This window comes from Allokutzneria sp. A3M-2-11 16 (assembly GCF_024213555.1).
Taxonomy (GTDB): domain Bacteria; phylum Actinomycetota; class Actinomycetes; order Mycobacteriales; family Pseudonocardiaceae; genus Allokutzneria.
In genome coordinates this window covers 37,519-52,276 of record NZ_JANAVO010000016.1, presented here as the reverse complement: position 1 = coordinate 52,276, position 14,758 = coordinate 37,519, and the positions used below count along the sequence as shown (strand labels likewise).

General features: G+C 69.1%; 2 protein-coding genes. Both read right to left on the bottom strand.

Features of this window, described 5'->3' with window-relative positions; all coding sequences use genetic code 11:
- Window positions 1–16: 16 nt before the first annotated feature.
- Window positions 17–4,459: a type I polyketide synthase gene (locus NLX83_RS41665; RefSeq protein WP_441296823.1), complete on the bottom strand. Its 4,443-nt coding sequence runs from the start codon at window positions 4,457–4,459 to the stop codon at window positions 17–19.
- A gap of 138 nt (window positions 4,460–4,597) precedes the next feature.
- Complete coding sequence (locus NLX83_RS36005) at window positions 4,598–14,755, bottom strand: type I polyketide synthase (RefSeq protein ID WP_254239740.1); 10,158 nt, start codon at window positions 14,753–14,755, stop codon at window positions 4,598–4,600.
- Window positions 14,756–14,758 lie beyond the last annotated feature (3 nt).

Genomic DNA, 14,758 nt, shown 5'->3' with positions numbered 1-14,758 from the left:
TAGAGATCCCCACTACTCAATTGCCGAGCTGCTTGTCGATGAAGTCGAAGAGTTCGTCGTTGGAGGAGGACCGCAGCGACTCGACGAGGTCGGCCCCCTCCTCGCTCGACGTGGTGGCCGACACCAGGGCCTTGAGCCGCCCGACCAGCCGCTCGCGCAGCTCGGTGCCGGGTTCCAGGCCCTGCAAGGTGTCTTCGAGCCGGTCCAGCAACTGGTCGGCGTCGCTGTCCGAGCCCAGCAGCTCCTCGCGCAGGAAGGCCGCGAGCGCAACCGGCGTCGGGTAGTCGAAGACCAGGGAGGTCGGCAGCACCAGGCCCGTAGCCATGTTGAGCCGGTTGCGGAACTCCACTGAGGTCAGCGAGTCGAAGCCCAGTTCGGAGAACGCGCGCTCCGGCTGCACTGCGGCAGTGGTCGCGTGACCGAGCACAGTGGACACTCGCGACCGGACCAGCTCCACGAGCACCCGGGTCTGCTCGGCCTCGGGCGCGCCGTCGAGCTTGCGCAGCAACGCGGCCGACTCGTTCTCCGGCTGGGCTGGCTTGGCCGCCTCCGGGATCGCGTCGAACAGCGTGCCGGGCACGTTCGGCGCGAACAGGGGCCAGTCGATGTCCGCGACGGTGATCGCCACGTCCTCCTGGTCCAGGGCGCCTTGCAGAGCGGTGAGCGCCCGCGCGGGGTCCATCGGCCGAATCCCGAAGCGCCGCAGCTCGTCGTCCAGCGTGCCGTTGGTGGCCATGCCCGCCTCGGCCCAGGCTCCCCACGCGATCGAGGTCGCGGGCAGCCCGTCCAGGTGCCGCTGTTCGGCGAGCGCGTCAAGGTGGGCGTTGGCCGCCGCATAGGCGCCCTGCCCGGGATTGCCGCACACTCCGGCCAGCGAGGAGAACAGCACGAACGCGTCCAGATCCAGGGACTTGGTCAGCTCGTGCAGGTTCCGCGCGGCCGTGACCTTCGGCGACAACACGCCTTCAAGGCGCGCATTGTCAAGTGCCGCAAGGGGTCCGTCGTCGACGACACCCGCGATGTGCATGACGGAGCGAATGGTTTCGCCGTCCGCGTGCAGCTTCTCGATCAGCTCGCCCAGCGCGTCGCGGTCGGTGACGTCGCACGCCGCCACGGTCACCCGCGAGCCCAGTTCGGTCAGTTCCGCGCTCAGCTCGGCGGCACCAGGGGCCGTGTTTCCTCGGCGGGACAACAACACCAGGTGCTCTGCGCCGTTGCGGGCAAGCCACTTCGCGGTGAACGAACCGAGCGCGCCGGTGCCACCGGTCAGCAACACCGTGCCGCGCGGCTTCCACTCCCGCTTCGCCGCCCCCGGCTCGGAGTGCGCCAAACGACGCGCCAGCACGCTGTTCTCGCGGATGGCGACCTGCTTCTCCGCCCCGCCGAGCACATCGGCCAGCAGCTCGAAGTCCTGCTCTCCCGGAGTCGCCGGGAGTTCGACCAGGCCGCCCCAGCGCTCCGGGTGTTCAAGTGCGACGACCTGCCCGAGCCCCCACACCTGTGCCTGCTCGGGAGCCCGCCCGACCGTCGCGCACCACAGCGGCACGTCGACGTTCTGAACGAGGGACAGGGTCGTGGAGAGGTCCGCCCCGATAGACAGGAATCCGTCCACTTCGGACGCTTCGGCGGGGCTCGACACCCACTGGACCTGCGCGCCGCGGGCGGTGAGCGCGGCTTCGACGAGCGGATTCGGGGAACCGATGACCGCCCACGTCCCGTGCAGCGACGAGCGCGGAACGGTGATCGCGTCCCACCTGACCCGGTAGCGCCAGGAATCCTTGTTGCGCTGCGCGGACTTCAGCCAGAAGCGCTGGTGCTGGAACGCGTAGGTCGGGAGGTCGACGCGGCGCGCGCCGGTCCCGGCGAACACCGCGGCCCAGTCCACCTTCGCTCCGGCCGCGAACACCTGGCCGACTCCGGTGAGCAGCGCTTCCGGCTCCGGACGGTCTTTCCGGAGCACCGGCGCGAACGTAGCGGAAGCGCAGTCCGCGCCCATCGCCGACAAAGTCCCGTCCGGCCCCAGCTCGAGGTAGCGGGTGACGCCCTTCTCCGCGCAGGTGGCGATGCCGTCAGCAAAGCGGACCGCGCCGCGCACGTGCCGCACCCAGTACTCCGGCGACATCAGCTCGGCCGCCTTGGCAACCGTGCCCGTCACGTTCGAAACGATCTGCACGGTCGGCTCGGAGTACGTCACCGACAGCGCGACCTTGGCGAAATCGGCCAGCATGTCGTCCATCAGCGACGAGTGGAACGCATGCGACACGGCCAGGCGCTTGGTCTTGCGGTCCTTGAACTGCTCCGCCACTGCGAGCGCGGCCGCCTCCACACCGGAGATCACCACGGCGCGGGGCCCGTTGATCGCCGCGATGTCCACGCCGTCGACAAGCTTGGAAGAAACCTCTTCCTCAGTCGCCTGGATCGCGATCATGGCTCCACCAGTGGGCAAAGCCTGCATCAACCGCCCGCGAGCTGCCACCAGACGAGCGGCATCCTCCAGCGAGAACACACCGGCGACGTGCGCGGCGGCCAACTCACCAATGGAGTGCCCGACCAGGAAGTCCGGCTTGATGCCCCACGACTCGACGAGCCGGTACAGAGCAACCTCCAGCGCGAACAGCGCGGGCTGAGCATTCCCGGTCTGGTCCAACTCCTCCTCGGAGATCGCGGGAAGAAGCGCACGCACCTCGTCATAAGCCGCAGCGAACACCGGGTACGCGGCGTACAGCTCCTGACCCATACCACGACGCTGCGAACCCTGGCCGGTGAACAGGAACGCGGTCTTGCCCTTGACCAGGCGTCCCCGCGCGACAGGCTCACCGTCGAGCGAACCGAGGAAGACCGCCCGCTCATCCAGCGCCGCACGCGTGGTGGCCAGCGAGAATGCAATGTCCAAACTGGACAAAGCTTCATTGGCGTCCACAAAGGACCGCAGCTGCGCGACCTGAGCCTCAAGCGCCGAGGGAGTCTTGCCGGAGACGATCCACGGCAGCGCGACCGGCTCGACAACCTTCTCCGATGGAGAGGAGACAGCAGGGGCCTGCTCCAGGATCACGTGTGCGTTGGTGCCGGAGATCCCGAACGACGAGACAGCCGCACGGCGCGGGCGGTCAACCTCAGGCCACTCCTGAGCGGAGGTGAGCAGCGAAACGGCTCCGGCCGTCCAGTCCACGTGCGGCGAAGGCTCATCGATGTGCAGCGTCTGCGGCAGAACTCCGTGCCGCAGCGCCATCACGGTCTTGATCACACCGGCGACACCGGCGGCGGCCTGCGCGTGCCCGATGTTGGACTTCAACGATCCCAGGTACAGCGGAGTGTCACGCTTCTGGCCGTACGTGGCGATAACGGCCTGCGCCTCGATCGGGTCGCCGAGCACGGTGCCGGTGCCGTGCGCCTCGACCGCGTCAACGTCCGAAGTGGACAGACCAGCGTTGGCGAGCGCCTGGCGGATCACCCGCTGCTGCGAAGGGCCGTTCGGGGCGGTGAGGCCGTTGGAGGCGCCGTCCTGGTTCACCGCCGAGCCGCGCACCACCGCGAAGATCGGGTGGCCGTTGCGCTTGGCGTCGGAAAGCTTCTCCAGCAACAGGATGCCCGCGCCCTCGGACCAGCCCGTGCCGTCCGCCGCGGCGGCGAAGGACTTGCACCGCCCGTCCACGGAAAGGCCGCGCTGGCGGGAGAAGTCGACGAAGGTGTCCGGAACCGACATCACCGTCACGCCGCCGGCCAGCGCCAGCGAGCACTCCCCCGTGCGCAGTGCCTGCGCCGCAAGGTGCATCGAGACCAGCGAGGAGGAGCACGCGGTGTCCACGGTGACCGCGGGGCCTTCGAGCCCGAAGGTGTAGGAGATCCGGCCGGAGAGCACGCTGCCGGTGGTGCCGGTCCCGAGGAACCCCTCGACGCCCTCGGGCAGCTCGTCCAGGTTCTGGCCGTAGTCGTTGTACATCAGGCCCGCGAACACCCCGGTGGCGCTGCCCTTCACGGTGCCGGGGTCGATTCCCGCGCGCTCGAACGCCTCCCACGCGACCTCCAGCAGGAGCCGCTGCTGCGGGTCCATCGCCAGGGCCTCGCGCGGGCTGATCCCGAACAGCTCCGGGTCGAACTCGGCGGCGTCGTGCAGGAAGTTGCCGCGGCTGGTGTAGGAGGTGCCCTGGTGGTCGGGGTCGGGGTGGAACAGCGAGCCGAGGTCCCAGCCGCGGTCGGTCGGGAAGTCCGAGACGCCCTCGCCGCCCCTGGCCACCAGGTCCCACAGCTGCTCCGGGGTGCGCACACCGCCGGGGAAGCGGCAGCCGATGCCGACGATCGCGATCGGCTCGGTCGCGGCGGCGGCGAGTTCGCTATTCCGGGCCGTCAGCCGCGCGTTTTCCTTCAGGGACTCACGCAGCGCCGCGATGAGCTCCTCGGAGGAATTCGCCATCCCACTCTCCGCTTCTCTGGCGTCAACTGTACGAATAGCTAGAAACACGCCCTGAACAGCGAAACTGCCCATCCAGCGGCCTTGTGCAAGGTCCATTGGATGGGCAGTCGCGGGGGTCGGTCAACCAAAACCACGGACTAGTAGGAGAACACATAGACAGTGGCTGAGCTGGCCTTTTTCGGTATATCAGCTGCCCTTTGCCGACGCCATGGCCCGCTGGACCAGGTCGCTGACGTCCATCTCATCGATGGACTCGACCTCGGCGTTCTCCGGCCCCACCGACCCGGCCAGCCGCACCAGGGCGTCGAGCACCCCGGCCTTGCGGAAGTCGTCGATGGAGATCTTCGCCAGCGCCGCGCGGACGGCCTTCTCGTCCACCTCCACCGGCTCCTCCGCCTGCTCCGCGGGCAGCAGCAACGGCTTCAGGTGATCGGCCATGGCCTGCGGCGTCGGGTGGTCGAACACCGCCGTCGCCGTCAACCGCAGCGAAGTGACCGTGTTGAGCCGGTTCCGCAGCTCCACCGACGTCAGCGAGTCGAAGCCCAGCTCGGTGAACGGACGATCGGGATCGACCTCCGCGCCCGACCCGTGCCCGAGCACCGCCGCGACCTGGGCGCGCACCACGTCCAGCACCGCTTCGGCCCGCTCCAGCGCGGGCATCGCGGCGAGCCGGTCGGCCAGCGAGACGGTCTCGGCGACGGCGGCCTGCGCGGCCCGGCGCGCCGGGGCACGCACCAGGCCGCGCAGGATCGCGGGGACCGACCCGGCACGCAACGCCGTGCGGTCCAGCTTGATCGGCACCAGCACCGGCTGGTTCAGCCCGACCGCGGCATCGAAGATCTCCATGCCCTCGGCGTGGCTGAGCGCCCCGAAACCGTCCCGGCTCATCCGGTCGACGTTCTGGCTGCCCAGATCCCCGGCCATACCACCGTCCTGCTCCCACAGGCCCCACGCCAGCGACTGCCCGGCGAGGCCCTGTTCCCGGCGCAGCCGCACCAGGGCGTCCAGGAACGAGTTGGCGGCGGCGTAGTTGCCCTGCCCGGGACCGCCGAGCACACCGGCGGCCGACGAGTAGACGACGAACTGGCTGAGGTCCTTCGTCAGCTCGTGCAGGTTCCACGCGGCGTCGACCTTCGGCCGGAACACCCCGTCCACCCGCTCCGGCGTCAGCGCCGAGATCACGCCATCGTCGAGCACACCGGCAGTGTGGATCACACCCGTCAGGTCCGAGATTCCGCTCAACAGAGCCGAAAGCGCGTTCCGATCAGCACTGTCGCACGCTTCGATCCGCACGGTGGCACCGAGTTCGGTCAGCTCCGCCTGGAGTTCCTTCGCGCCAGGCGCGTCGATGCCGCGACGGCTGGTCAGCACGAGCTGCGTCACTCCGTGCTGTGCAACGAGGTGCCGCGCCGCGAGGGCACCGAGGTCACCGGTGCCACCGCTGATCAGCACCGTGCCTTCGGCATCCCACGTCCCCGTGTCACCCGCAGGCTGCGGCTTGGCGAGCCTGGGCGCGAAGAGCCCTCCGTCGCGCGCCCGCACCTGCGGCTCCCCGGTCGCGACGGCAGCGTCAATCGCCTCCGCGGGGCCCTCGAAGAGCACGAACCGTCCGGGATTCTCCGACTGCGCCGAACGGATCAGTCCCCACACCGCCGCGGTGGCGAGGTTCTGCTCCTCGACGTGGATCACCAGGGTGGAGTCGTTCTCCGCCAGCCAGCGCTGCGCGGTCTCCAGCACCTCGTGGGTCAGCCGGTAAGCCTCACCGACCGGATCGTCATTTGTGGACTCCAGGCTGAGCACCTCGTACTCCGGGGTGTCCCCCGCACTGTTCACCGGCACCCAGTCGACCTGGAACAGCGAATCGCTGTCGGTCCGCAACTGATCGGCGGAGACAGCTCGCACCGCGATCGAGTCGACGGTGATCACCGGGTTCCCACCGCCGTCCACGCCGATCACCCGCGCGGAGTCCGGCCCGGTCGGCGTGAGCTTGACGCGCAGCGTGCTCGCCCCGGTCGCGTGCAGGGTGACCCCCGACCACGCGAACGGCAGCGCGACGCCCGCCGGGTTGTTGTCCCGCAGGAACATCCCGTGCAATGCCGCGTCCAACAACGCTGGGTGAATCCCGAACGAACCGGTGTCCGTGTCGGCGGGCAACGCCAGCTCGGTGTACACGTCGTCGCCGAGCTTCCACGCCGCCTGGATGCCCTGGAACAGCGGCCCGTAGCCGAAGCCCGAGCCCACCAGGTCCTCGTACAGGGACTCCACCGCGACCGACTCCGCACCAGCGGGCGGCCACGAGCCGATGTCCACAGTGGACTCCGCGCTGGCCACAAGGGAACCAACGGCATGCACGGTCCACGGTTCCTCACCACGCCGCGAGTAGATCGACACCGCGCGACGTCCATCAGCATCGGAACCCACAACAACCTGCACCACAACGGAACCGGTCTCGGGAATCACCAACGGAGCTTGGAGCGTCAGGTCTTCCACGGTGCCGCAACCGACCTCGTCACCGGCACGGATCGCCAGCTCGACGATCCCAGCACCAGGAATGAGGACCGTGCCCATCACCGCGTGATCAAGCAGCCACGGCTGCGTGGCCAAGGAGATCCGGCCGGTGAACAGCACGCCGTCCCCATCGGCCAACGGCACCGCCGCGCCGAGCAGCTGGTGCCCAGCGGACACAAGGCCAGCCGCGGTGACATCCGCGCCACCGGTGCCCTGCATCAACCAGTAGGACCGGTTCTGGAACGCGTAGGTCGGCAGGTCAACGAGCTGAGCGTCCTTCGGGAAGAACGCCGCCCAGTCGACCTTGGCGCCCGCGACGTGCAGCTGGGCCAGCGCCCGCACCATCGCGAGGGACTCGTCCTGTTCCTTGCGCACCAACGGAATGAAGACCGCGTTGTCCGGGTTCTCCACGCAGTCCTGCGCGGCCGCGGTGAGCACGGCGTTCGGGCCGATCTCGACGAACTTCGTCACACCCTCGGACTCCAGCACCCGCACGGCGTCGAAGAGCCGGACGGGCTGCCGGATGTGGCGCACCCAGTACGTGGGATCGCCGACGTCGGCGAGCGTGGCGGGCTTGCCGGTCAGGGTGGACACGATCGGGATGCGCGGCTCGTGGTAGGTCAGGCTCGCGGTGGCCTCGCCGAACTCGCCGAGCAGGCCGTCCATCAACGCGGAGTGCGACGCCTGGCTGACCACGAGCTTCTTCGCCTTGCGGCCGCGCTCCTTGAACCCGGCGGCGATGCGCAGCGCGGTCTCCTCGTCACCGGAGATCACCGTCGACAGTGGACCGTTGAGCGCCGCGATCCCCACGTTGCCGGTGAGCTCGGGCAGCACCTCCTCCTCGGACGCCTGGATCGCGACCATGGCGCCACCGGGCGGCATGGAGTTCATCAACCGACCCCGGACCGACACCACGCGAACGGCGTCCTCCAGCGACCACAGCCCGGCCACGTGCGCCGCGCCGAACTCGCCGATGGAGTGCCCGGCAACGAAATCGGGGGTGATCCCCCACGATTCGAGGAGCCGGAACAGCGACACCTCGATGGTGAACAGCGCGGGAAGCATGTAGTCGATGCGGTCCAACAGATCTGAGTTCTCCGCGAACATCACGTCACGCAACGGCGACGCGAGGTGCTTGTCGAACTCCGAGGTCACGGCGTCGAACGCGGCCGCGAACACCGGGTACTTCTCGCACAGCTCACGGCCCATGCCGAGGTACTGCGCGCCGCCGCCGGTGAACAGGAACGCGACCTTGCCGCTGTTCGCGTGCCCGGTGATGGCCAGTTCCTCAAGCCCCGCAAGCAAACCATCGCGATCCGAAGCGACGACCGCCGCCCGGTACTCCAGCGCGGCGCGCCCGGTGGCGAGCGAGAACCCGGCGTCCACCAGGTCAGCGTCGGGGTTCTCCTCAGCCCAAGCTCGAATCCGCCCCGCCTGCGCCCGCAGCGCGTCCGGCGACTTGCCCGAGACAACCCATGGAACATCAGGCACAGACTTCGCGGGGCTCGACACAGGCGCCGGGCCCTGCTCAAGGATCACGTGCGCGTTGGTGCCGGAGATCCCGAAAGACGAGACCGCAGAACGCCGCGGGCGATCAACCGCAGGCCACTCGATGGACTCCGTCAGCAGCGACACCGCGCCCGCCGACCAGTCCACGTGCGCGGTCGGCTCCTCGATGTGCAACGACTTCGGCAGCACGCCGTGCCGCATCGCCTGCACCATCTTGATGATGCCGCCGACACCGGCCGCCGCCTGCGCGTGGCCGATGTTGGACTTCAGCGATCCCAACCACAGCGGTGTCTCTGCCGGTCGCTCCTGGCCATAGGTGTTGATCAGCGCCTGCGCCTCGATCGGGTCGCCCAGCACAGTGCCCGTGCCGTGCGCCTCCACCGCGTCGACCTCATCAGAGGACAGTCCCGCATTCGCCAACGCCTGGCGGATCACGCGTTGCTGCGATGGGCCATTCGGCGCAGTAAGGCCATTCGACGCGCCGTCCTGGTTGATCGCCGAGCCCCGCACCACCGCGAGCACCTGGTGTCCATTTCGGACAGCGTCGGACAGGCGCTCCAGCAGGATCATGCCGACCCCCTCCGACCACGTGGTGCCATCGGCCGACGAGGAGAACGGCTTGCACCGGCCGTCCGGCGCGAGGCCGCGCTGCCGCGAGAAGGCCACAAAGGACTCCGCGGTCGGCATGACGGTCACACCACCGGCGAGGGCCAGCGAGCACTCACCGCTGCGCAGCGCCTGAGCGGCCCAGTGCAGCGCGACGAGCGAGGACGAGCACGCGGTGTCCACGGAGACCGCGGGCCCTTCGAGGCCGAAGGTGTAGGCGATCCGCCCGGAGGTGACGCTGCCCGAGGTCCCGGTGCCCATGAAGGCTTCCAGTTCCTCCGGCACAGAGTCCACATGGGACCCGTAGTCGTAGTACATGACGCCCGCGAAGACCCCGGTGTCCGTTCCCTTCAACGAAACCGGGTCGATCCCCGCCCGCTCCACTGCCTCCCACGTGACCTCCAACAGCAAGCGCTGCTGCGGGTCCATCGCAAGAGCCTCACGCGGCGAGATCCCGAAGAACTCCGGGTCGAACTCGGCCGCGTCGAGGAGGAAGCCACCTTCGCGGCTGTACGAGGTGCCGGAGTGGTCGGGGTCCGGGTGGTAGAGCCCTTCCAGGTCCCACCCACGGTTGTCGGGGAAGAAAGTGACGCCGTCCCCGCCGGAGGCCACGAGCTCCCACAACTGCTCGGGAGTGCTTACGCCGCCCGGGTAACGGCAACCCATGCCGACGATCGCGATCGGCTCGTCGGAGCCGACTGCCGCGGTCGCCTTCACTTCCGCCAGCTCGCCCAGCAGCTCCGCGCGGACGTGCCGGGCCAGGTCGAGCGGCGTCGGGTAGTCGAAGATCAGCGTGGCGGGCAGCCGCAGACCGCTCGCGGCGGTGAGGCCGTTGCGCAGCTCCACAGCGGTGAGCGAGTCGAACCCGAGGTCGGTGAACGCACGATCCGGCTCGATCGCGCCACCACCGGAATGCCCGAGCACCTGGGCGACCTGGGTCCGCACCAGCTCCAGCAACGCGCGGTCCTGCTCCGCCGCCGACAGCGACACCAAGCGGTCCCGCAGCCCTGCGGCCTCCGCGGCGTTCGCGGTGCGGCGCACCGGAACTCGCACCAGACCGCGCAGCACCTGCGGCACAACGCCCGTGCGGGCAAAGGAAGTCAGCGACGGGATGTCGAGCTTGACCGCGGCCAGGAAAGCATCGTCCTGGGCAAGCGCGATGTCGAAGAGCTCAAGGCCCTCCTCCGGGCTGAGCGCGCCGTACCCGTCACGCCGCATCCGCGCCAGCTCGTCCTTGGACAGCTCGCCACTCATGCCGCTGTCCTGCTGCCACAGACCCCACGCGATCGAGCTGGCCGCCAGGCCCTGCGAACGGCGGTGCCGTGCAAGGGCGTCCAGGAACGAGTTCGCCGCCGCGTAGTTGCCCTGGCCGGGCGCGCCGAGCACACCGGCGGCCGAGGAGAACAAGACGAAGTGCTGAAGGTTCTCCGTCAGCTCGTGCAGGTGCCACGCGGCGTCGACCTTCGGCGTGAACACACCGGTGATGCGCTCCGGGCTCAGCGCGGACACCACGCCGTCGTCGAGCACACCGGCGGCGTGGATCACGCCGGTCAGGTTCGAAATTCCGCTCAACAGAGCCGAAACCGCGTCACGGTCGGACACATCGCACGCGGCGATCTCGACCTGCGCGCCCCACTCCGCCAACTCGGCGGCCAAGGAACCCGCGCCCGGCGCCTCCAGACCACGACGGCTGGTCAGCACCAGGCTGGTCACACCGCGCTCAGCGACAAGGTGCTTCGCCAGCAACGCGCCGAGCCCACCGGTACCGCCGGTGATCAGCACTGTTCCGGACGAGTCCCACTCGGCGGGCGAAGCAGACGCACCACGCGACAGACGCGGCACGAACAGCTTGCCGTCACGGACGACGACCTGGCCTTCACCGGTCGCCACAGCGGCGCCGAGGTCGGACGCAGGGCCGTCCACCAGCACGAAACGATCCGGGTTCTCCGACTGCGCCGACCGGACCAGACCCCACACAGCGGCAGCGGCCAGATCGGTCACGTCCGGGCCAGCGGCACCGTTCGTGACGACGACCAGCTTGGAGTCGGCGGCGTTCTCATCCGCCAGGAACTCCTGCGCAGCAGCGAGAACGCGCGTCGTGGCCGCGTGCGCGTCAGCGACGACGTCGCCCGATCCCGGCTCGACGGCGAGCACCTCGAAGCCACCGTCCACAGGGGACGGTGAAGCCACGGGAACCCAGTCGAGGCGGAACAGCGAGTCCTGCTCCAACGCGGCGGCGTGCACCTGCTCAGCGGAAACCGCCCGCAGCGCAAGGGAATCCACCGAGATCACCGGAGCACCGGTCGGATCGACAGCGGTCAGCGACACCGACTCGGTCCCGGCAGGCGCCAACCGCACTCGCAGCGCGGTGGCTCCAGCAGCGTGCAACGTGACGCCGCTCCACGAGAACGGCAGCGACGCGCCGGACTGCTCACCGAGTCCCGTGGCGTGCAGCGCGGCGTCCAGAAGCGCCGGGTGGATGCCGAACTTGTCCGCATCAGAAGAGGGCAGCTCGACCTCGGCGAACACCTCTTCGCCACGCGTCCACGCCGCCTTGAGGCCCTGGAACAGCGGCCCGTAGCGCAGACCGACCTCGGCGAGCCGATCGTAGACACCGTCCAGCGCAACCGCAGTGGTGTCCGCAGGCGGCCAGTGGCCGAAGTCGAATGAGACCGGAGTTCCTTGCGGAGCAAGAACACCAGAGGCATGCAGCGTCCACTGGTCCTCGGAACGCGACGAGTACACAGACACCGAACGGCGCCCGGATTCATCGCCGCCCACCACGACCTGAACCATCGTCGCGGTGGCGAGCACCAACGGCGCGTGCAGCGTCAGCTCTTCGACGACGCCACAACCCACCTCGTCGCCCGCGCGGATCGCCAGCTCCACGAACGCGGTTCCCGGCACGAGAACCGAGTCCATCACGACGTGCTCGCCGAGCCATGCGTGCGAGCTGAGTGACAGGCGCCCAGTGAACAGGAACCCGTCCCCATCGGCCAGCGAGATCGCCGCACCGAGCAGCGGGTGCTTGGCCGCGGTCAGGCCAGCAGCGGCCACATCGGCACCGCCGGTCGGTCCGTTGAGCCAGAAGTGCTGGTACTGGAAGGCATACGTGGGCAGGTCCACGCGCCGCGCGCTGGTCGGCGCGAAGACCTTCGCCCAGTCCACCTTGCCACCGGCCACGTGGAACTGCGACAGCGCGGTGACGAGCGTGTGCGGCTCATCGCGGTCACGACGGGACAGCGCGACGAACGTGCCCTCGTCCAGGCAGTCCGCACCGGCTGCGGTGAGCACACCGTCCGGCCCGACCTCGACGAACTTGGTGACACCAAAGGAACCGAGCGTGCGCACCGCGTCGGCGAAGCGCACTGTCTCCCGCACGTGCCGCACCCAATAGTCCACAGAGGACAGCTCGGCAGCAGTGGCCGTCTTGCCGGTCAGAGTGGAAACGATCGGGACGGTCGGCGCAGAGGCGGTGGCCGAACCGACCACCTTGCCGAACTCCGCGAGTATCCCGTCCATCAAACCGGAGTGGAAAGCATGCGACACCGAGAGCCGCTTGGTCTTGCGATCCTTGAACTGCTCCGCGACCGCGAGCGCAGCCTCCTCGACACCCGAGATCACCACCGAGGTGGGTCCGTTGATCGCCGCGATGTCCACACCCTCGACGAGCTGGGCGCGAACCTCCTCCTCAGTCCCCTGGATCGCGATCATGGCTCCACCACCGGGCAAAGCCTGCATCAACCGACCACGAGCGGCGACGATGCGAGCAGCGTCCTCCAACGACCACACACCGGCCACGTGCGCCGCGGCCAGCTCACCGATGGAGTGGCCAGCGAGGAAGTCCGGGCGCAGACCCCACGACTCGATCAGCCGGTACAGCGCGACCTCGAACGCGAACAGTGCGGGCTGCGCGTTGCCGGTCTGGTCCAGCTCCTCGTGCGAAATCGATGGCAGGAGCGCAAGCACCTTGTCATAGGCAGTCGCGAACACGGGGAATGCTTCGGCCAGCTCGCGCCCCATACCGAACCGCTGCGCACCCTGGCCGGTGAACAGGAACGCGGTCTTCCCCTTGGTGGCGCGCCCTTGCACGGACGCGCGACCGCCCTCCGCCAGCGCGGTCAGACCCGCGATCAGCTCCTCCTGCGAGGAACCGATGACAGCGGCACGCACGTCGAGCGCCGCCCGCCCGGTGGCCAGTGAGAACCCGATGTCCACAGGGTGCGTGGACACGCGAGACAGCAGCCGCGATGCCTGAACCCGCAAAGCCTCCTCGGTCTTCGCGGACAGCAGCCACGGAATCGGCGAGGTGAAGGCACGCGGGACGTCCTCAACCTCCGCGACCGGAGCCTGCTCCAAGACGATGTGTGCGTTGGTGCCCGAGATCCCGAAAGACGAGACAGCTGCCCGGCGAGGACGATCCACCGAGGGCCAGTCGCGCGCCTCGGTCAGGAGCGAGACGGCACCGGCGGACCAGTCCACGTGCGGAGTCGGTTCGTTGACGTGCAACGACTTCGGCAGCCGACCCGCGCGCAGTGCCTGCACCATCTTGATCACGCCACCGATGCCCGCGGCGGCCTGCGCGTGGCCGATGTTGGACTTCAGCGACCCCAGCCACAACGGCTGGTCGCGGTCCTGGCCGTAGGTGTTGATCAGCGCCTGCGCCTCGATCGGGTCGCCGAGCACCGTGCCCGTCCCGTGCGCCTCGACGACATCGACGTCCCTTGTGGACAGTCGCGCGTTCTCAAGGGCGGCGAGGATGACGCGCTGCTGCGACGGGCCGTTCGGGGCGGTGAGGCCGTTGGACGCGCCATCCTGGTTGATCGCGCTTCCCCGGATGACCGCCAGCACCTCGTGACCGTTGCGCTGAGCGTCGGACAGCTTCTCGATGAGGATCATGCCGACGCCCTCGGACCACCCGGTGCCGTCGGCGGAGGCGGCGAAGGACTTGCAGCGGCCGTCCGGGGAAAGCCCGCGCTGCCGGGAGAACTCCACGAAGATGCCCGGGGCGCCCATGATGTTCGCGCCACCCGCGAGCGCCATCGAGCACTCACCGGCCCGCAGCGCCTGCACAGCCCAGTGCAGCGCCACCAGCGATGACGAGCACGCGGTGTCCACGGAGACCGCGGGCCCCTCGAACCCGAAGGAGTACGCGACGCGTCCAGAGTGGACAGAGCACGTCGTTCCGGTGAGCAGGTAGCCCTCAACGCCTTCGGCGGGCTCGTGCAGGCGCGGACCGTACTCCTGCGACGCCACACCGGCGTAGACGCCGGTCGAGGAGCCCTTCAACGAGATCGGATCGATTCCCGCCCGCTCCATGGCCTCCCACGAGACCTCCAGCAGCAAACGCTGCTGCGGGTCCATCGCAAGAGCCTCGCGCGGCGAGATCCCGAAGAACTCCGGGTCGAACCGCGCCGCCGTGTGCACGAACCCACCCGTGCTGGCGTAGGACGTGCCCGGGTTGCCGGGATCGGGGTGGAACAGCCCGTCGAGGTCCCAGCCGCGGTCGTTCGGGAAGCCGGTGATGCCCTCGCGGCCGGATTCGACCAGGTCCCACAGGTCCTCGGGAGAGTCAACGCCGCCGGGGAACCGGCAGCCCATCCCGATGATCGCGATCGGCTCGTTGTCGGCCGACTCGGCCTCGCGCAGGCGCGCCCGCGTCTGCTGGAGGTCCGCCGTGACCTTCTTCAGCAACCCGAGGAGCTTGTCTTGATCCGCCATGTC

Bases quoted from the DNA above. Each gene is read 5' to 3' on its own strand.
- NLX83_RS36005 (WP_254239740.1), bottom strand. From the start codon at position 14,755: ATGGCGGATCAAGACAAGCTCCTCGGGTTGCTGAAGAAGGTCACGGCG.